This is a genomic window from Kitasatospora sp. SolWspMP-SS2h, from assembly GCF_003259315.1.
Lineage (GTDB): Bacteria > Actinomycetota > Actinomycetes > Streptomycetales > Streptomycetaceae > Kitasatospora > Kitasatospora fiedleri.
In genome coordinates, this window is sequence record NZ_QLLT01000038.1 from 15,098 (window position 1) to 33,385 (window position 18,288).

17 protein-coding genes and 1 pseudogene are annotated in these 18,288 nt (G+C 72.5%); 11 read left to right on the top strand and 7 right to left on the bottom strand.

The window, feature by feature from the left end; translation table 11 throughout:
• Window positions 1-279 precede the first annotated feature (279 nt).
• Window positions 280-1,533, bottom strand: coding sequence for a hypothetical protein (locus K353_RS30900; RefSeq protein WP_111556810.1), 1,254 nt, complete (start codon window positions 1,531-1,533; stop codon window positions 280-282).
• Between the two features lie 143 nt (window positions 1,534-1,676).
• Window positions 1,677-2,807, bottom strand: a complete 1,131-nt coding sequence (locus K353_RS30905; protein WP_111556811.1) for a hypothetical protein — start codon at window positions 2,805-2,807, stop codon at window positions 1,677-1,679.
• Between the two features lie 1,121 nt (window positions 2,808-3,928).
• Between K353_RS30905 and K353_RS37350 the strand changes: the two genes are divergently transcribed.
• Both K353_RS37350 and K353_RS30915 read left to right on the top strand, forming a co-directional pair.
• Window positions 3,929-4,339: an STAS domain-containing protein gene (locus K353_RS37350; RefSeq protein WP_111556812.1), complete on the top strand. Its 411-nt coding sequence runs from the start codon at window positions 3,929-3,931 to the stop codon at window positions 4,337-4,339.
• Window positions 4,340-4,391: 52 nt separating this feature from the next.
• Window positions 4,392-5,021, top strand: a complete 630-nt coding sequence (locus K353_RS30915; protein ID WP_199528300.1) for a lipocalin family protein — start codon at window positions 4,392-4,394, stop codon at window positions 5,019-5,021.
• Window positions 5,022-5,180: 159 nt separating this feature from the next.
• Here the strand turns inward: K353_RS30915 and K353_RS30920 are convergent, their stop codons facing one another.
• Window positions 5,181-5,741, bottom strand: a complete 561-nt coding sequence (locus K353_RS30920; RefSeq protein ID WP_111556813.1) for a hypothetical protein — start codon at window positions 5,739-5,741, stop codon at window positions 5,181-5,183.
• Between the two features lie 150 nt (window positions 5,742-5,891).
• Between K353_RS30920 and K353_RS30925 the strand changes: the two genes are divergently transcribed.
• From K353_RS30925 to K353_RS34635, 5 genes are all read left to right on the top strand, one after another.
• A complete protein-coding gene (locus K353_RS30925; protein WP_146616621.1) occupies window positions 5,892-6,137 on the top strand; it encodes a hypothetical protein in 246 nt (81 codons plus the stop codon).
• A gap of 301 nt (window positions 6,138-6,438) precedes the next feature.
• Window positions 6,439-6,882, top strand: a complete 444-nt coding sequence (locus K353_RS30930; protein ID WP_111556815.1) for a hypothetical protein — start codon at window positions 6,439-6,441, stop codon at window positions 6,880-6,882.
• Between the two features lie 77 nt (window positions 6,883-6,959).
• Window positions 6,960-7,118, top strand: coding sequence for a hypothetical protein (locus K353_RS34630; RefSeq protein ID WP_158585538.1), 159 nt, complete (start codon window positions 6,960-6,962; stop codon window positions 7,116-7,118).
• A gap of 364 nt (window positions 7,119-7,482) precedes the next feature.
• Window positions 7,483-7,842 carry a helix-turn-helix transcriptional regulator gene (locus K353_RS30935; protein WP_146616622.1) on the top strand — a complete coding sequence of 120 codons (360 nt, stop codon included), beginning with the start codon at window positions 7,483-7,485 and terminating at the stop codon, window positions 7,840-7,842.
• Window positions 7,843-7,979: 137 nt separating this feature from the next.
• Window positions 7,980-9,203, top strand: a complete 1,224-nt coding sequence (locus K353_RS34635) for a hypothetical protein (protein WP_158585539.1) — start codon at window positions 7,980-7,982, stop codon at window positions 9,201-9,203.
• A 134-nt stretch (window positions 9,204-9,337) separates the two neighbouring features.
• On the opposite strand, the gene K353_RS30945 is transcribed toward K353_RS34635, so the two are convergent.
• Both K353_RS30945 and K353_RS34640 read right to left on the bottom strand, forming a co-directional pair.
• Window positions 9,338-9,850: a hypothetical protein gene (locus K353_RS30945; protein WP_111556817.1), complete on the bottom strand. Its 513-nt coding sequence runs from the start codon at window positions 9,848-9,850 to the stop codon at window positions 9,338-9,340.
• Between the two features lie 703 nt (window positions 9,851-10,553).
• On the bottom strand, window positions 10,554-10,928 hold the full coding sequence (locus K353_RS34640; RefSeq protein WP_158585540.1) for a ubiquitin family protein: 375 nt from the start codon (window positions 10,926-10,928) through the stop codon (window positions 10,554-10,556).
• A 923-nt stretch (window positions 10,929-11,851) separates the two neighbouring features.
• On the opposite strand from K353_RS34640, the pseudogene K353_RS30955 reads away from it, so the two are divergent.
• From K353_RS30955 to K353_RS30970, 4 genes and pseudogenes are all read left to right on the top strand, one after another.
• Window positions 11,852-12,738: pseudogene (locus tag K353_RS30955) on the top strand (LnmK family bifunctional acyltransferase/decarboxylase).
• 131 nt (window positions 12,739-12,869) lie between these two features.
• Window positions 12,870-13,103 carry an acyl carrier protein gene (locus K353_RS30960; protein WP_111556820.1) on the top strand — a complete coding sequence of 78 codons (234 nt, stop codon included), beginning with the start codon at window positions 12,870-12,872 and terminating at the stop codon, window positions 13,101-13,103.
• Complete coding sequence (locus K353_RS30965; RefSeq protein WP_111556821.1) at window positions 13,100-14,329, top strand: beta-ketoacyl synthase; 1,230 nt, start codon at window positions 13,100-13,102, stop codon at window positions 14,327-14,329. The genes K353_RS30960 and K353_RS30965 overlap by 4 nt, the downstream gene beginning before the upstream one ends.
• A gap of 31 nt (window positions 14,330-14,360) precedes the next feature.
• Window positions 14,361-15,476, top strand: a complete 1,116-nt coding sequence (locus tag K353_RS30970; protein WP_111556822.1) for an SDR family oxidoreductase — start codon at window positions 14,361-14,363, stop codon at window positions 15,474-15,476.
• 298 nt (window positions 15,477-15,774) lie between these two features.
• Here K353_RS30970 and K353_RS30975 read toward each other — a convergent pair whose 3' ends face one another.
• Together K353_RS30975 and K353_RS30980 are read right to left on the bottom strand one after the other, a co-directional pair.
• Window positions 15,775-16,302 carry a hypothetical protein gene (locus K353_RS30975; protein ID WP_146616624.1) on the bottom strand — a complete coding sequence of 176 codons (528 nt, stop codon included), beginning with the start codon at window positions 16,300-16,302 and terminating at the stop codon, window positions 15,775-15,777.
• Between the two features lie 497 nt (window positions 16,303-16,799).
• On the bottom strand, window positions 16,800-18,074 hold the full coding sequence (locus K353_RS30980; protein ID WP_111556824.1) for a hypothetical protein: 1,275 nt from the start codon (window positions 18,072-18,074) through the stop codon (window positions 16,800-16,802).
• Between the last annotated feature and the right edge of the window lie 214 nt (window positions 18,075-18,288).

Below are 18,288 nucleotides of genomic sequence, written 5' to 3' on the forward strand. Positions count from 1 at the left end.
TATCCGCCGCCAGGCCCCCCGGGCCCACCGTCTCCTACCCCCGTCGAACGTGTTGATCGCTCCCGCCAAGGCAGCTCCTACGTGGGGGACTTCAACGCCTGAGCCCTTCCGGACAGGCGCCGCCCCGGTCGAGCTGAATGCCGAAGACGACTCCGAGGTGGTGCGGCTGGCTCCTATCGGGCTGGCTGCATCGCACCTCGGACGTCGCCCAGAGCCATCGGTCGCGCGCTTCGGCCGGGCCCGGCTCGGCGTTCGCGATACGCGCGCCGAAGCGCACGTTCACCGCCGTCCGACGCGCAGGGCGGCCAAGAGCCGTTCGGCCTCGCCGCGGTGGCGTTGGGCGAGCAGTACGGAGCGCATCCTGCCGGCCGCCCGCTCGACCCGAGCGGAGTCGACCTGGTACCGCAGGCTGACGAACTCCTGCCAGCTCGCACAGGCTTCCTCCAGCTGACCCCGGGCCGCAAGTGTCTCGGCGAGCCGGGCGTGCACCAGGGCCTGCGACCGGCGCTCGGCGCCGGGGCGGAGTCGGAGCGAGGTGCGCAGTGAGGTGACAGCGGCCGGGAGGTTGCCGAGTCGCCGGTGGACCTCTCCGCGCTGGTACGCCAGCGTCGCGGCGTGGTAGCAACCGGTGGGGGCGGACGCGGTGGCGCCGGGCAGAGCATCCTCTGCTCCTTCGACGGCCCGCAGCGCGTCGTCGGGCCGACCGCGGGCGGCGAGTGCGACGGCGTACTGCCCCAGCAGGAAAGCACGGCTGTCGGGAAGGTGCTGCCCCGCGCGCAGTGCGGCCCCCGCCCGGTCGAGGGCGGGGCCGGGGTGGCCGAGTTCAAGGGCCTGCACGCTCAGCGCGCGCAGGGCCAGGGCCAGGGCGCGGGCGTCGGCGGCCTCGTCGGCCAGTGCCGCGCTCAGCCGGTACCAGCGCTGGGCCTCGCCGTGCCGCCACTCGTCGAAGTTCGCGAACCCGCAGAGGTAGGCGAGGCCGGCGGCGCGCTGGAGCAGGGCGTGGCGGTGGGCGTCGGTGCCGGGTAGGGCGAGCCAGGGCCGGATGGTCAGTTCGAAGTAGGCGGTGGCCTGTTCGCGCACTGCGCCCGCCCCCAGGTGGTGGTCGACGCGGGAGAACAGGGCGAGCGTGTTCCCGGCCGCCTGGACGTGCGGTGCCAGCAGCCGGCTGGGGGCGGGGGAACGGATTTGGAGGTACTCGGTGCCGGTGACGCGGTCGGGTATCTCGGCCAGTGCCGACAGCCGGTAGGGGGCGCCCGGGTGGGAAGCGGCGGCGTCGTCAGAGGTGCCGCCGCTCCTGGGTCCGGGGAGGCCGGAGCGCGGCATGAGCCCCAGTTCCTCGATGGTGACGCCGCGGCGCAGTCGCCGGGTGAAGGCTTCGGCGACGATCGGGGGGACGGGATCGCGCGGGATCGAACCCGCAAGCCACTGCGCCACCGACGGGCGGCGGTAGCACAGGTCCAGGCCGTTCTCCCGGCCGACCGCGTTGACTGCGGCCGCGAGCGCGTCGCCGCTCCACCGGGCCTCCTGCAGCAATGCCCGCAGTCGGACGTTGGGACGACGACGGGGGGGTATGTCTGCGGTGGCGGGTGCAGGGGCGCCGGGCGTTGACTGGTGGGCCATGGTGGAGGCTTTCCGTACGGGGGCGGCGACGGGGGCGAGGAGTGGGCGTCCGGTGGTCACGGCTTGCCGAGGGCGCCGGCGGCGTGGCGCTCCGGCGGGAGGTGCGTGTCCGTGGCGGGTTCGCTCGTGCTCCGGCGCCGGATGACGCTCAGCGGGCCGAGTCCCGACAGGCAGCGGGCGAGGGTGTCGGACAGGGTGGCCGCTGCGGGGCGGTTGAGCGGTCCGGTCAGGGTGATCGTCGCCGCCCGGGCCAGCACGGCCGGGTAGAGGTCAGTGATCGATCCGACGGGTATGAGCCCGGGGTGGGCCAGCCAGGGGTGGGGGTGCCGGCCGTCGACGAGTAGCACGAGGTCGCTCTCCGCGACGGCGGACCGCACCGCGTCCCGGGTGTCGGTGGGGCGGTGGCACCACTGGTCCGGGTGCTGCCCGCGCAGCAGCGGGAAGCGGAACCGCAGGATGTCCAGGATCGTGGTGAACTCCTCGACCGGGGTGCACGGGCGCTGGACGAAGGACAGCTTCGCCGGGTCGGGTACCTCGACGGTCGTCGCGTGGTCCGCCGAGAGCACCGGCACCACTCCGGGCCGCCGGGGCAGCGGACGGGGCGGACGCTCGGCCCAGGCGCCCCGTCCGCTCCCCAGGACGAGCACGGTGTCGCCGCGTTCCAGGTATGAGGTCACGGTGGCGCCGGTGCGGTCGGCCCGGCACGCGGAGGCGGTCGGGTCATGGTCCTGCTCCCGGGCGGGGACGAGAGTCCCGGGGGCGTGCCGCGGCGGCGAGCAGGCGGGGGCGGGCACCGGCAGCAGCAGCCGTCTGGTGCGCAACGCATCGCTCCAGCAGCGCAGTTCGGCGGCAGCCGCCTCGACGAGGGCTGGCAGCGCCGGGTCCGCGACCACGGCCAGGCCGATGACCTGCCCATCCACGTCCAGGTAGGTGGTGGTGAATGCCCGGAGCGCTGCGGGCCGGGCAGCGGCGGCCGGGGCGGGGGTGGGGGCGGCCGGGGTCAGCGGGCCGGGCCAGGGGGCCAGCCGTACCGGCACGCCGCGCCGGGCGAGCCCGGCGGCCAACAGCGGTGCGGCCGGGCAACGCACGGCGCCCCGCACCGGGTGGGTGAACCCGGTCGGCACCGTCACCTCGGGGGCGGGCAGCCCGGCCACGTCGAACGCCTCGGTCAGTCGGGTCCTGTTCATCGGAGCGGATCACGCTTCCTTCCATGGGCCAGGTGGCGGGGTACCGCGTGGGCCGGACGCGCGCGGTTGTTTCGTCGCCGCCGCCGCGAACGGGTTGCCCCGCCACCCTTCCGGGCGAGCGCGCAGGCTGCCGCTTCACGCCCCCGGCACGAACGACCCACTCACGGCGCCCAGCGCGGGTCACGGCCCTCGCGGCACACCAGATCGTCGACCGTGCCGGCCTCTTACCCCTGGGAGCCCCCCGACCCGGCCGACGAGGGAAGAGGGGGAGGGTGATGGGCGGCGGCGCCCGGGCTTCGGCGGCGCTGCGCTGTGCTGTTCTTCTTCCTCCTCGACCGGGCGGCCGGGGCCGGTGACCGGGCGGGGCCCGGGTCACCTGGCAGGTCGACGGGCCCGGCCCCCACTGCCTGCCGGAGGCTGTCACCAACCCCTGTCGCGCCCTTTGAGCTGCACCAACCCCCTCGGCCTCCTGCTCGCTGCCCATCGCGACAACCACCCCGGCGCAGCCTTCGCCCACACCCGCTCGCACCTGCCCGCAAGATCGGGGCCCCCACCGGCTAGGGTCCATCCACCGGGGTGCCGCGAAGTGCGTCAACGTACTCCGGTTTGGCGCTCCGGTCTGGCGCCCACCGGGGGAGCGCCGGACCGGAGCGCATGCACCACCGTGTACCGGTCATACGGGCGGTGCGGAACCCCGCGCCGCGCCCCAACCGAGTCGGTGTGCGAGATCCTCCAGGTGCGGGTTCCGCGCAGACGCCGCCCCTGCGGTGAACGGCCGCGCTTCGAGCACGCGGCCGGGGCAGATCCCCAGGGGCGGCGTCTGCGCGCGCACCCGCAGTACCGAAGGCACCGGGTGAGCCGAAGACGCGGGCCGTAGGCCGGCGGGTGCGCGGATCGCCGGCTGGCGGTATGCAGGTCCCGATGTCGCCGCTCGTTTTTCCCCCCCGGGGGTGGCAGGGGGCGGCTGGGCCTGTTCCTTGGGGCGGGGTGTGTGTGCCTGTCCGGGTGTGCTTGTCTGGATCGGGGGAAGGCAGGCGGGCGTGCGTCCTGACATCCCTCACCGGCCGGACTGCGGCTGCACTCTGCGTGTCACGGTCTTGGATCCGGCCGCTTGCGTGCGGATGGTGCGCGTGGCGGGCGACCTCGACTTCGACAGCGCCCCCCGGCTACAACAGGCGCTGGCTGCGCCCGCCGACCCGGGCGTGGGCACGCTCGTGCTGGAGCTGTCGGGGCTGACGTTGTGCGACTCGGTGGGCCTGCAGCTTCTGATCACCGCCTGCCTGGCCGCCGGCACCAGCACCACCCCCGCGGAACTGGCCGCACCCCCGCCCACCTGCGCCATCTCATCCATCTCAGCGGCCTGGACCGGCTGTTCACCTTCCACGACACCGTCCCCGGCACGACCACCTGACACCATTCGGCGGCGGGTGGCTTGGTGGTGGTGGGAATGGGGGTGTTGTCGGAGGGTGTGTGGTGAGGGGGTGTCATTTTGCGTTGCCGGTAGGGCCCTTGCTTTGCGTGGCGGGGGGTAGCCGTGGGTGACTGGCGCGTACGGGTCGCGCTGGACGTCTTCGGAGGTACTCAGTGCCGCACAACTCGCGCTCGCGCCTGACCGTCTTCGCCACCGTCACCGCCCTCTCGCTCGGCCTCGCCGCCACGACGGCGGCACCCGCCTCGGCGAAGCCCGCGGCGCCCGCCGCCAAGAGCGCCGCGCCCGCTCCGGTCGCCTCGGTGGACCTCTCCCGCTACCTGGGGTCCTGGTACCAGGTGGCGGCCAAGCCCGCCCTGTACGAGATCCAGTGCAAGAAGAACTCCACCGCCCGCTACGCCCTCACCGCCACCGGGAGCGTCTCGGTCACCAACAGCTGCTCGACCTGGCTGGGCAGCTCCAGCACCGTCAAGGGCGACGCGAAGGCCCTCGACGCCACCAACGCCCGCCTCAACGTCTCCTTCCTCGGAACCGGAACCTCCTGGCTGCACACCGCCCAGGCCAACTACATCGTCATCGGCCTGGCCGACGACTACCGCTGGGCCGTGGTGACCGACTCCGACCGCGCCAGCGGCTTCGTGCTCTCCCGCACTCCCGCCCTGGCGCCCGCCGACACCACCGCGGCGCAGAGCGCCCTCACCCGCGCAGGCATCGACCCCTGCGCCATCCGCTACACCCCCCAGGACGGCGGCAACACCACCACCGCCCCCTTCTGCACCCGATAGATCCTTTCGATCCCCGTTTACAGGGTTGCATCCGTCCCAATGCGCCCCTACCCGCCTGCGGAACGCGGCCGGAGGGTAGAGGGGCACGGCGACCCCGCACCCCCGAAGGGCCCGCCGGAGTCTGCGGCGGGCCCTTCGCGTCCTTGGGCTGACATGCGGTCAGGTCCCTTGCCCGGAGCGCACGGCGGCCTCCAGGGCGCCCGCCAGGGCCTCCAGTTCGGGCGGGCAGTAGCCCAGGACGCTGGCGGGCATGGCGGTGGCGGCCGCGCACACCGCGAGCAGTGCGACCCATTCGGGCCAGGTGAGTTCCGGCAGGCTCTGGCTGGCCTGGTCCGGGTGGGCGGCGGGGTCGTAGGCGGTGCCGATGACCGAGGAGGCCAGTAGCCAGGAGCGGTGCAGGTCGTCCAGGGCTTGGCCGTCGCCGCCCGGGACGATCGCCGCGGACGTGGCGACCCCGATTGCCTCGGCGGCGTTCAGCAGCGCTCGGCTGTGTGCGGGCCTGATCTGGTGCGCGGCCAGCTCCCGCACCCAGGCGGCCGCCTCCTGCCCGGCCTCCCGGGCCAGTGTCAACGCGCGCTGCTCGCGTTCGTCCATCTCGTACGGCGCGGCCTGGTGGCCGATCCGGGGGGTCTGCTGCTCTTCCTCGTCCGGGTAGGCGTCGTCCGGGTAGGGGTCGAAGCGGGGCGGCGGGAAGCGCAGGGAGTCGTAGAGGGGGTCCATGCCCCTCCAACCCCCGCGCCGGGGCCCGCGTCACGGCCCGCCCGACGGAGTGTCGTGACCCGCTTGTGGAAGTCACGCGGGTCCAACCCGGTGAACGGGCCTATCCACAAGGAGCCTTCCCGCCGGATCGTGGACAGCGGGGCTCGCAGGGTGGTCATCGACATCACCGACTTCAACTACGTCGACATCTTCGTCGCGGGCCGCCTCTCGGTGATCGCCACCGCCGTGGCCCTGCTCGGCACCCGACCTGCCCGTACCGGCATTCGAAACCGGAAGGCTTCGCCGGTTGGTGCCCTCTGGGGGGACGGCGCGCTCGATCCGGGCTCGAAGGTCGGATGGCGCCAGCCCGGGTGGAGTAGGGGCGGAAACGCAGGTAAGTGCTCAGCCGGGTTCTGACGGCTCGAACCTCGCAGGTGATGTGGTCACCCGGGATCAGGTGGACGCCCGGCGCTGCGACCGGGACATCGTCACCGCTGAAGGTCCCTGCGAGGACGGCAGCCCCATCGGAAGGGAAGGACCGACCTCGCCGTGACGACAGACAGGGCCGACCGACGTATCCGCCGACCGAAATCACACCTTTCGAAGATTTTCGACGCCAATATAGCGACATGTCCGAGATTCGAGCCCCTAGTCGCCGTCTATCCGCCGCCTCAGCGGCCTTAGCGCTCGCGAGCGTCCTGCTGATCGCGGCGGCCCCGTGCGCCGATCGCGCCGTGCCGCCGGCGGGGGCGACGACTTCCGTGGTGACGGTGCGCACCGGCGGGGACCGTACGGCCTGGCGGTCACCGCGAAGGACGCCGGTACCGTCTACTGGACCATCACGGGCGCGTCCAACACCGCCCCGGCCGCCGGGGGCGAGCACCTGGCCGAGCAGCCGGCACCCGATCTGCCCGGCTGGGGGAAGGTCGCGACCGGGGAGATCGAGCAGGCCCTGCTGAGCGCGCTCGCCGCCAGCTCCGCCAGGGACACCGTCGTCCGTGCCGAGCGGTACAGCACCAGGCTGGCCCTGCCCGGCTTCCGGTACGGCCTGACGGTCGACTGCGCGGACGGATGGAGGCTTTTCGCCACGTGCGTAGGCACCGCCCGCAAGGGCGAACGCCTCGCCGAGCACCGGCACTACAAGCCCGACGAGGCGGTGTAGGGCGCGGGTTCGGTCTGGGGCGCGACTGACGCGAAATGGCGGTGCTTGAATTGGTGACGGCAGGTCAGACTGTGCGCATGAACCCCGATCGTCGCCCGCTGGGGCTGACCTTCTCCGAGCCCGCCGTCGACCAGGTGCTGCCGGCCGACGCGCGCCCGCTCCTGCCGCCCGAGCAGAACTCGCCGTTCCTGGAGCCTGACACCGCCCTGGCCGCCCCCTCGGCTGCGGGAGGCTGATCCGCCCGCGCAGACCCTGCGTGCCGCCCGCCGCGCAGCGCGCGGCTCTTCTCAGTCGGCCCCGGTACCGCTGCCCCGGTACCGGGGCCGAGTCATGTCCGCGTGCGTCAACAGCGCCGGGCCGAAGTCGTTTCGCGCGCTCGGTCCTGCGGTCCGTGAACTCTTCGTGCTCCAAGGGGTGTGAGTGCCCACCTCTCGCGAAGGAGGGCGCCGTGACGTCCGTGTAGGCGGCCGGACCGACGTCGGCAGCGGACGCGCTCAGGAAGCGCCCACCCTGAGTGAGGTCATAGTGCGGTGCATGTGCGATCAATAATGCATATCGAGTGTGGTTATATTTGCTACCTTTCTCGTATGGAGGTATGTGATGCCTGAGATTTTCGCGGCGGTGGACGTGCTGCTGGCCAAGGCCCGGGACGGCGGGGACCTGCCGGAGCCGGCCGAGCGGGAGCGGCTGCGCAAGGCCGCCGCCCTGACCCAGGTCGAGGTGGCGGAAGCGCTGGACACCCGGCGGGAGACCTTCGCCCGCTGGGAGGCCGGGACCGCACAGCCCCGGGCCCCCAAGCGCGGCGCGTACGCGCATCTGCTCGCCGGGCTGGCCGACATCCACGGCACCCGGGGCCCCGACGGCTGGCTCACCTTGGCCCGTCAGGCCCGCCCCCTCGACACCGACACCAGCGCCAGCGCCACCACCGGCAGCAAGTCCGAGACCACGAAAAGGGAGTGAGATCCTGATGGACCGCCAGACGTACACCGCCGCTCTCACCGACCTGCGCGAGCTGCGAGGCGAGATCACGGCCGCCGAGAAGGCCGTCGCCGCCGCGCAGAAGGAGCTGGACAAGCTCACCCAGCAGCGCGCGCCGGGTGGCCGGGCTGGCGGGGTACGAGGCCGCCAAGGCCGACGCCATCGCGAAGGCCTCAGGGCTGGCGCTGGCCGACGTGGTGCGAATCGCGCCGCTCCTGGACCCGACCCCCGCCGCCGTCCGCGCCGCCAAGACCGACGACCAGGCCGCCGTTATCCCGCCCGTCGAGCCCTTGCGGGTCCCGGCCCCGGTGGCCGGGCCCGCGTCGCAGCCGGTCGCCGTGCTCGTCCCGGCGCTGACCCGCCCGGCCCCTGTCGTCGGGCAGCTGACCCCGGTCATCCCGGTAACCGAGGCGCCGGCTGAGGTCGAGGACCAGGCCGTCATCGTCGAGCAGCCGATCCCGGCCGCCCCCGGCGCTGTGCCGGCCGTCTCGGCTGCCTCGGTCGCTTTGGTCGCTGTCGCGCCGCGTCCGGTGGTCGAGGCCGATCCGCGTGAGCTGCCGGTCCTCCCGGAGGGCCCGGCGGGTGCGCGGTTCGAGGCGGTGACGACCGGCCTGGTGTCCAAGCGTCCGAACTTCGTCCAGCAGGCGCGCAGCACGGTGTTCCTGGACGCGGCGGCCGGTGACCTGGCGGTGCGCGACCGCGTGGTGCGCCTCGACCTCGGCGCTCGGACGCCGGGAGAGATCCTGGACACGGTGCTGTCTATCGCGCCGGGCACGGAGCGGATCTACATCACCGCCGGGGCGCCGTGGCACGACGGCTCCGAGCGGTACTCCACGCTCAAGGACGCCGTCGCGGCGTGGCTGAACACCCCGTCCGAGCGGTGGACAATGGCGGCTGACTCGGGGCGGGACAAGCTGGCGTGGCATCTTCGTCCACCAGCGCCAGCCGGTCGGCCGCTACGCCCCCGCCGCCGCCCTGGAGGGGCTGGTGACGGAGGTCCGGTCGATGGGGGAGTGGTTCGACCCGGACGGCGCGGACGTGGCGACGTGCCGTCAGGCGTTCACGCTGCTGTGGCAGGCGCTGCGCCGGCACTGGGACGACGCGGTCCTGATGGGCTCGCCGTCGCACGCCTCAGCCGAGGCGATCACGTCGCTCATCAGGTGCTCTTCCTTGATCGGGAGATACACCGGTCACCGTACAGACCCACCCGGACCGCGCGGGCATCAGGCTGCCCGGTGCGGTCGCGCGGCACCGCCGAACCGCAACGCAAGGAGCCCGTCCGGTACCGATCGAGGTGGGTGTGGGCTGTCTTCAAGGGAGGGGCTGACGACCGCGCGGCCTGAGCGAGTCGGAGCCTGCGAAGTGGTCTGCGCCCCGCCGGCCGTAGGGCGCACCGGCAGGTTCCGCTGCCCTGCCCCGCCGGTTGTCGCGGCGGAGCGGGCGGAGGATGTTCAGCACGGCTTGCGGCAGAGGGGGTTCACCGGCCGAGGACGGTGAGGGTGACGGCGCCGGAGTTGGAGGGCAGCCCGGTGGTGGCACAGGCAGTGAGGGTGGTCGAGAGGTAGGTGGCGACCCGGACCACGGAGCTGCCGGTGAGCTTGCCGGAGGTGACGGTGCCGGTCGAGTTGACGACGACCTCGCCGTTGGCGTCGGTCACGTTGCTGCTGATCTGGACCGTGCTGGTCTCACCCGTGTTCCAGGTGATTTTGGTGGTGGAGGTGGAGGGTCTGAGCAGGGACGAGCAGGACGCGGCCGGGGAGAAGAAGCGGCTGAACGCGTCGCCGTAGGTGAGCTCGGGGTTGGTGACGGAGGTGCAGGAGCCGTAGTGGCTGGTGATCGTGGTGGTGGTCGGCTTCGCCGTGTTGGTCAGCGGCGGGCTGAACGCCTGGTTCGCCGTGCCGACCAGACAGGACACCTGGACGGGCGTGGCGCTCGCGTTGCCGGTCGGCAGCACGAGGAACAGGAAGGCGGTGGCCGTGGCCACGAGCACGGCCAGGAGGCAGCGGTGCCAGGCGGATCCGCAGGTCGGGGAGGGTTCGAGGTGAATGATGAGGGTCTCCTTGCATGACTGCGTCGGTTTGGAGGGGAGCGGCTCTTTTGCCGGCCTGCGTCAGGCACCGGCAGCACAGTGGGGAGACGGGGGCCGCACGACCACCCGGGAGCGAGAACCGGGCCGGTCGGCCGCGGTCCAGCCGTGACCGGCTGCGGGGCGGCGGGAAAGGGTTCGGCGGGAGCAGGAGCGGGAGCGGCGCGTAGGACGGCCGGGTCCCTCGTGGTCGAGGGGGGCCGGATCCGGCGGGGGTGCGGGTGATCTTTCCCCGGGGAGCCGCGGTTGTCCGGATCGTGGCGCCCAGGGGGTGGTTGCAGCGGTGGGGGCAGCCTCGGCACCGGTCTGCGGGACGGGGCGGTCCGCCGCGTCCGCCCGATCGGGGCCGGTTCAGCAGGGCGGAGCTTCGCGCCAGGCTTCCGGGCGACGACCGGGGCGGAAAGTCGCCTCTCGGCGGCGTACTCCTCTTCGGGGTGCTGGACGGACTCCGGCCGACCGGGACCGCTGCCGGAGGCGGGTGGCAGAGTGATGCCGTCGCGGCGGCCGGGGTCCGGGCGGACAACCGACCTGACTGGCCGGGTGGAGGGGGTGCTGCGGCCCGCCAGGGGTGGCGGGCCTCAGCTGTTCGTGGGTGTGCTGTGCGGGACTACAGGCGCACGACGTCGTTGATGACGGATCCGTCGGTGACGTTGTAGGAGCCCAGCGTCCTGGCGTCCTGCATCTCCTTGCCGGCGAAGATCAGGCGCTGGAGCTGAGGGCCGACACCGCCGAGGTCGAAGACCTGCTCCTTGAGGCCCAGGACGGTGGTGGAGGTGGTGGTGGTGACGCGCTCGGTCGCGCCGGTGAGGAACTTCACCGTCACCGTGATGGCTGCCGCGGGAACGACCCGGGCGGCAACGGCGGACGCAGGAGCCGTCTGGGCCAGGGCGCTCGGGCCGTGCAGCACGCAGACGCCGAGGGTGGCGGCCAGTGCGGTGCCGGCGAGGGCCGCGCGCAAGCGCAGGGCGCGGTGAACGGACACGGGGACTCTCCTGATGTGGGGGACTTCGGACGGGCCGCCGGGCAGTGGCACGGGCTGAGCACGGAGGTGCCGTGGGGATCGGCGGTGAAGGTGGGGATCGGCGGTGGTGCCACGGCTGCCGGAGGGCATCGGTGTTCGGTGTTCACCCGCTCGTCCAGGTGGGACGTGCCGGGCGAGGCGGTGGGACGCGCACGTACGCGCGTCTCCTGCGCAGGACAGGTTCCCGCTTTCCGGAGACTCTGCTGCCGACCGGTTCCGCCCGCATCCTCTCGGCCGGCACCCGGTGTGAAGCTGATGTACGAGGCGCCGGCTCGCTGGAATCCTGTCGCGTGGAAAGAGCATCCACCCGATCGGGCATGTAGTCCAGCGAATCACCAAGATTCTTCGAATATTTCTCCGCGCACTCTTTCCGCTCGGCGAGCCACCTTCAGATCGCTGCAAATGAATGCGATTTCAATCATGTTGAAGCAACTCACACTCTCAGGATTCCCTTCTCGGTCAAATTTGTACAGAGATGGGGCAGCAGGGCCCCGCTCCGCCCGGGGCGGGAAGCTACTACGACTGGCGGCTCCAACCGGAAGGGGAGTGAGAATTTTTCGTTTTTCAACCCGCAAGAGCGAACGATGCGTCAATTTTCCCGGCCCGTCAATTGACCGGCAATTTTGCCGCAGTCATGGCATCCTGCTTTTCACCTGCGGAAATCGGTGACACCCCCTGTACCGGACGGTGCGCGGGGAGCGCCGGGATCTTCGATCACCGGGTGGGCGGAGGGAGAAGACTGCCCTCAGACCCGCGGAGACAAGGACGGCACCATGACCGAACCGACCGGACTGCTCGATCTTCCGGCAGCCGTGCCCGTCTTCACCGCGGTGCGGCGCAGCGGGGCGGCGGCCGTGCGGCGTGAGGAGACGGTGCGACCCGGTATGTGCGGGCCGTTGCAGTCCTTCGCGGCATGTGTGGGCGACCGGACGTGGGAGGCGGTCAGCCCGTGTGCGGCGTCGATGTCTTCAACGCCCGCAATGAGGACGGCCGGCCCTGCTACCTGGCGTTCTACTACTACCGGATCTGCGGCAACGGTCTGTACCCGGGTGATCTGACCTTCGGTGACCGGATCGTCGTGGACACCCTGGTGTGTGACAGCGGTCGGCTTTCGGTGTTCACCGCGCACCGCATCCGCCGCGACGACGGCAGTCCTGACACGCCGTTCGACCCGGTGGAACTGCACGGCTCGCCCAGGCCGGGGTGCCTGTACGTGGAGAACCTCAACGTGTGGCTGACCAGGAGCGAGGAGTCGAGCAATGTCGGGCTGATCCGTGCGGCGCCGGTCGGCTTCGACCAGCGGGCGCTGGCGCCGCTGACCGAGGCGTACTCGCCCAGGGCGCTGTGTGCCAGGGCCCGGGACGGCGGTGCCTTCCCCGACCCGGCTCCCGGGCCCTGGCTGCCGGTGTCCGCCGGGCACACCCGGGAGCAGGAGGTGGACGCGGTGCACGATGTCAACGGCGTCGGGCTGCTGTACTTCGCCTCGTTCTTCTCCCTGGCCGAGAGCGCCGTGCTGCGCCAATGGCGCGAGCGGGGCCTCGATGCCCGTTCCTACCTGGACCTATGCCTGCTGGACGCACGGATCTGCTACCTCGGCAATGCCGACGTGGACACGACGCTGGCCGTGTCGGCGACCGTCCGGCGCAGCGCGGCGCGCGCTCGCCACGAGCGCTGCGATGTGTCGGTGCGCGATCAGGCCACCGGCCGGACCATCGCCGTGGCCGCGTTCGAACACCTGCTGCCGCTGCCCCAGCAGCGTCCCCGGCCGTGACAATCTCCCGGCGATGCGGCCCGGTCGCGGCAACCGCCCGCGCTCTGTAAAGAGCTTGGGGCCGGGCCCGGCCTGCGATCTCGACCAGATACCTCCCCGCTCTCTCCCCCGTTTCGAGAAAGGCAGAACCCGTGCACGCTTTCCTCTCCGACGTCCTCGCCCGCAACTTCCAGGTCCAGCCGCCCGTGGAGCCCGACGCCACTTTGGAGGAGCTGGGCCTGGACTCTTTGGCCCGGGCCGAGTTCGGTGCCGAGCTCCAGGACAGCCTGCGCATCGAGGTGGGGGAGGACGAGTTGGCCTCCACCACCACGGTGGCGCAGCTGGCCGCGACGCTGGAGGCGAAGGGCGCGGCGGTGCCCCGATGAGCGGCTCCCGCGCCGGGATGGGCGTGGCGGTCACCGGGGTGGGAATGGTCACCCCCGCCGGCCTGGACACCGGTGCGAGCTGGGAGGCGCTGCTGGGCGGAGCCTCGTGTGCGCGCACCGTGGCCTCGCTGGCCGGCGGACCCGTCGATTTCGCGTGCACGGTGGCGGACGGGTTCGATCCGGTCGGCCTGCTCGGGCCCGCCGCCCGGCGCATGGACCGCTTCACCCAGTTCGCCGTGGTCACTGCCAGGGAGGCGGTGGCCGATGCCGGCGCGGGCGCCCACTGGGATCCGCAGCGGGTGGCCGTCGTACTGGGCACCGGCTTCGCGGGCACCACCACGTGGGAGCACCAGGGACGGCGGCTGCGCGAGGAAGGGGCGCGGTTCGTCAGTCCGCTGGCGGTGCCCCGCGCCATCGCGAACATGGCCGCCGCCCAGGTCTGCCTCGACCAGGAGGTCCACGGCCCCTCGCAGAGCGTGTCCACCGCGTGCGCCTCGGGCACGAACGCCGTCGCCACCGCCATGGACCTGCTGCGCTCGGGCCGCTGCGACGTCGCTCTGGCCGGTGGCACGGAGGCCGCTGTCACCGACCTGACCATGGCGGCCTTCCACCGCCTGGGTGCCCTGTCCACCCGAAATGATCGGCCCGCACGTGCCTCCCGTCCCTTCGACCGCGGCCGCGACGGTTTCGTGATCGGTGAAGGCGCCGCCGTCCTGGTCCTGGAGCGCGTGGAGGACGCCGCGGCCAGGGGCCGGATTCCCTACGCCCTGCTGCTGGGCCACGGCTCCACGACCGACGCCCACCACCTCACCAGTCCCGACCCCGACGGGCGGGCCGCCGAACGGGCCGTGCGCCTGGCCCTGGACGACGCCGGCCGGCTCCCCCAACACGTCGCGCACGTCAACGCCCACGCCACCAGCACCCCGCACGGCGACGCCACCGAGGCCCGCACCCTGGCCCGGCTCTTTCCGCACCACCCGCCCGTGACCTCCGTGAAGGGCGCCACCGGCCACCTGCTGGCCGCGGCCGGCGCTCTGGAGGCCGCGATCACCGCCCTCACCATCCACCACGGCCTCATCCCGCCCACCGCCAACTGGGAGGAGTCCGAGCCCGGCTGCGAGGTGAACGTGGCCGCCCGAACGGTCAAGGGTCCCGTGCCCGTCGCCGTGACCGAGTCCTTCGGCTTCGGCGGCCACAACAGCGCCCTCGTCCTCGCCGCACCCTGACCGACCCTCACCCCGCACCACCGGGAGCACGATGACAACCCTGCACGTCCTCACCGGAGCCACCGGGCTCGTCGGCTCCGCCCTCGTCCTCGAACTCGCCCAGCGCGAACCGGAATCGCATCTGCTGTGCCTGGTGCGCGCTCCCGGCCCCGGCAGTGCCGGACAGCTCCACGCCATGATCCGGGCCTCCGCCGACGCCTACGGCCTGAGCGCGACCGAAGCCGACGCGGCCATCGCCCGCACCGCTGTGGTACCCGGCGTCGACCTCAGCTCCGAGGCCTGCATGCGGGCCCGCAGCGAGGCGATCGCGGCAGCGGCCGGACCGTCCGTGGTCCGCGCGAGCGGGGGCCGGGTCCACTTCTGGCACAGCGCGGCGCGGATGTACTTCCGCGAGAGCGAACGCCGCGCCCAGTTCGCGTCCAACACCGCCGGCACGCGCCGCGCCCTGGCCGTAGCCGGGCGTCTCGGAGCCGACGCCTTCACCATGATCAGCACCGCCTACGTCGCCGGTACCGCCTGCGGGCATGTCCTGGAGCGTCCTGCCGACGGGACGCTGTGCCGCAACCCCTACGAGCGCAGCAAGCTCGCCGCGGAGCGGGCCGTGCTCGCCGCCGCCGACCGCCTGGCGGTACGGGTCATGCGGCCCTCCATCATCACCGGGCACAGCCTCACCCACCGCTACCCGGGCCGGCCCACCGGCGCCTACACCGCGCAACGCATCGTCCGCTCCTTCCACCGCGCCATGCCGGCCGCGGCGCGCACCGAGCGCCGCCGCGTCCTGGCCGATCCGGACGTGGCGCTGAACCTCGTCCCGATCGACCGAGTCGCGTGCGAGGCGGTCGACATCGCCCTGCGCGAGCACACCCGCGGCATCTTCCACCTCACCGACCCCCGGCCTCCGAGCGCCGGCGACTTCCTGCGGGCCTGCTTCGCCAACGCCGGTGCCCCGGACCCGGAATTCGTCCAGGACCCCGTACGGCTCGACGCCCGCGACCGGATCCTGAACACGATGCTCGCCGTCTACACGCCTTACCTGACGCACCGCCAGGACTTCGACCGCCGGCGCACCGAGGCCGCCATCCCCCGCCCCCGCGACTTCGGCCCCCGCCTGGATGCGGCGCACCTGAAGGACCTGCTGGCCCTCTGAATTCCTCGCGCGCACGGTGCGACCGAGCCGCAGGCCAGAAGGAACTGCCGGCGGGACGTGACCCACCAGGCACAACTGCGGATGAGAAGCCCCCGCCACGCACGTCGGGCGGCGCCGGGGCAGAGAAGCCGGGGAGCGCCGGACGGCACAGCCGGCACCGACGCGGTCAGCGAGGCGCTGCGGTGCCTTGAGGAATCGGGCCGGCAGGTCATTGCCGCCGTCAAGGCGCGCTCCGCGCTCGCAGGACCGCTGCAAAACACGCGCACAGTGCGGGGCACGGCCGCGTCGTCTGCCCTCCTCAGGAGACCGTGAGCGTGGCGGGTCCGCTGCGGCCGGTCAGTCCACTGGTGCTGTTGCAGGCGTTGAGGTCGGTGTTGGCGAAGACGACCGCGATCAGGAGCGAGTCGGGCGCGAAGGTGCCGGAGGTGATGGTGCCGGTGAGGGTGAGGACCTGCGTGCCGGCTGCTCCGGGGCCCAGCGCCGTGGTGTAGGTGTAGGTGCTGCGGGAGCCGTCGCTCCAGGCGATGGTCGAGGTGCCGGAGGAGGGCTGTTCCAGGACGGCGCAGGTCAGGTCGGGGGCGGTGCCTCCGCCGGTGATGGTGGCGCCGGTGATGGCGGGACGGGACGGGGACAGGCAGGACAGGCTGATCCTGCCGCTGATGGTCACGGTCCGGGGGGTGTTGGTCAGCCCGGGCGTGTAGGTGGTCGTGTCGGTGCCGGTGCAGGTCGCGTCCAAGGGCGCGGCATGGGCGGGTGCTGCCGTCAGCGCGCCCAGCATCGCGGCGGCGCCGACGGCGGCCGCGGCGTAGGAACGGAGTCCTGTCATCGGCATGGCGATCTCCCTGGGTCGAGGCCTGCGGGTGAATGGTGGTCGCAGGTGTGCGAGGAGGCCACCGACATCCCGGTCAGCAGCGCGACCACGTGCCTCGGCCCGGCGGCGCACGAGGTGACAGATGGGACTGACCGGCTCCTCGCAACCGTTCACGGTCCATGGAGGGCTACTGTTCGGTATGTCTGCTCGTGCCCGACGCGCCTCCCAGCATCCCCGTCACCCGGGGCCCGCGGAAGGGGGGGCTCATCCGCTGCCGCCCCTGTACGGCTCCTCTGCCGCAGCGGGGTCGGGCCCGCATCGCGAGGTCAGAGCGGTGCGCTCTGCTCGGCGCCGTCGCAGGAGCGAATTTGACGGGCCGGGAGAATTGACCGGCCCGGCGCCGGCGCACGAGGCGGCAACCGTGGTGCTGCGGCGGGCCACGGCACCCGGCCTGCGCTTCGGGGCATTCGGCCGTCCTGCGGGTGCGGGTGCGGGTGCGGGGGCATCGGGCGCTATCGGGTGCCGGTCGACGCCAGTAGGTCCGCGACCAGGGGCCTGCTGCGGTGGGGATGGAGGAGGAAGCGCATCGCCCGCTGCGCGTCGGAGACCCGCTCGGAGGTGACACCGCGGCGGTTGTCCAGGAAGGTCCTCCAGGCGGCGCACGCCTGCTCGACCTCTCCTCGCGCGAAGTGCACCTCGCCGAGCCGGGCGAGCACGAGTGCGCGCGTGCGGTTCTCCGCGGGGGGACGCAGGCGGGCGGACAGCGACAGATCGTCGACCGCACCGGAGGGATCACCCAGCGAGAGCCGGATCTCGGCGCGCTGGTGGGTGAAAGCGGCCACGTGGTAGACGCCCATCGAGCCGGTGGGGAAGGCGCTTTCGCGCTCCATCGCCCGCTCGGTCTCGGCGAGGGCCGCATACGCCGGGCCGGGGAGGCGGCAGGACGCCAGAGCCGCGGCCAACTGGCCCCGCAGGAAGGGCGGCGGCGCCGTACGGGCGCCCAGGGCCGTGAGGGAGCGCTCCGCGAGGGCCAGGGCGTGGTCGTGGTGTCCGAGGACTCCGGCCTGAACGGACATCGCCCTCCATGCGGCCGCGGCCACGGGCGGCTGCCCGCCCTCCTGCGCCAGGGCGGCCGCCAGGTGGTACCACTGCTGGGCCGTGCCGTTGCGGCCGGCGTCCACGTACAAGTAGCCGCCGATGTACGCGAAGCGCGCGCAGGCCCCGAGAAGATCACGGCGCACCCCGGGTGATGCGTGCGCATCCAGCCACGGATGGACACAGACACGGTAGAAGGCGTCGAATACGCTCAAAGAGCTTCCGGAGCCGACCAGATGGTCGCTGCGCGAGAGGTGGTCGGCCATCCTCGCGACGCACGCCACGTGCGACCGGGAGATCTTCAGCAGCTTGGAACCCTGGCCGCCCGGTGCAGTGAGCAGGGAGACTTCCGGCGCTTCGAGAACATAGGGCGTGGACGGTGCGACTCGGCTGCGAGGGCTGATTCCGCAGTGCGGTTCCGCGCCCGCCGGGACACCGTCCGCCGGCGCAAGGCCGGCCTCCTGCAGAGTGATGCGGCGCCCTAGGCGCCGTGAGAGCGCCTCGGCGACGAGCTCCCCCACCGGCCCCCGGGGCAGGGTGCCGTCCATCCACTGGTGCGACGAGGCCCTCTGGTAGTGCAGATTCATCCCGTTCTCACGGCCCAGGCGGTTGACGTGACGGGCGAGGTCTGCGCCGCTCCAGTCCGCCTCGGCCACCAGCTGCCTCAGCATCAGGTTGTGCTTGCGCGCCACGGGGACCGACCTCCTGGCGGACACGGCCGCCGTGCTGGGTAACGCCGCTGCAGATGTGACTGCTACCAGTGTGCGCCGCTCGACCGGGCGCGGCTCCGGCGCGCGAGAGCACCGAGAGCGCACCCCCAGCGCACGAAAGCGCTGTGCAGCTCGTGAGGTAATCGCAACGGCGACGAGTCGCTTTGTCGTTTATTTACTGATTTTTCAGATCCGA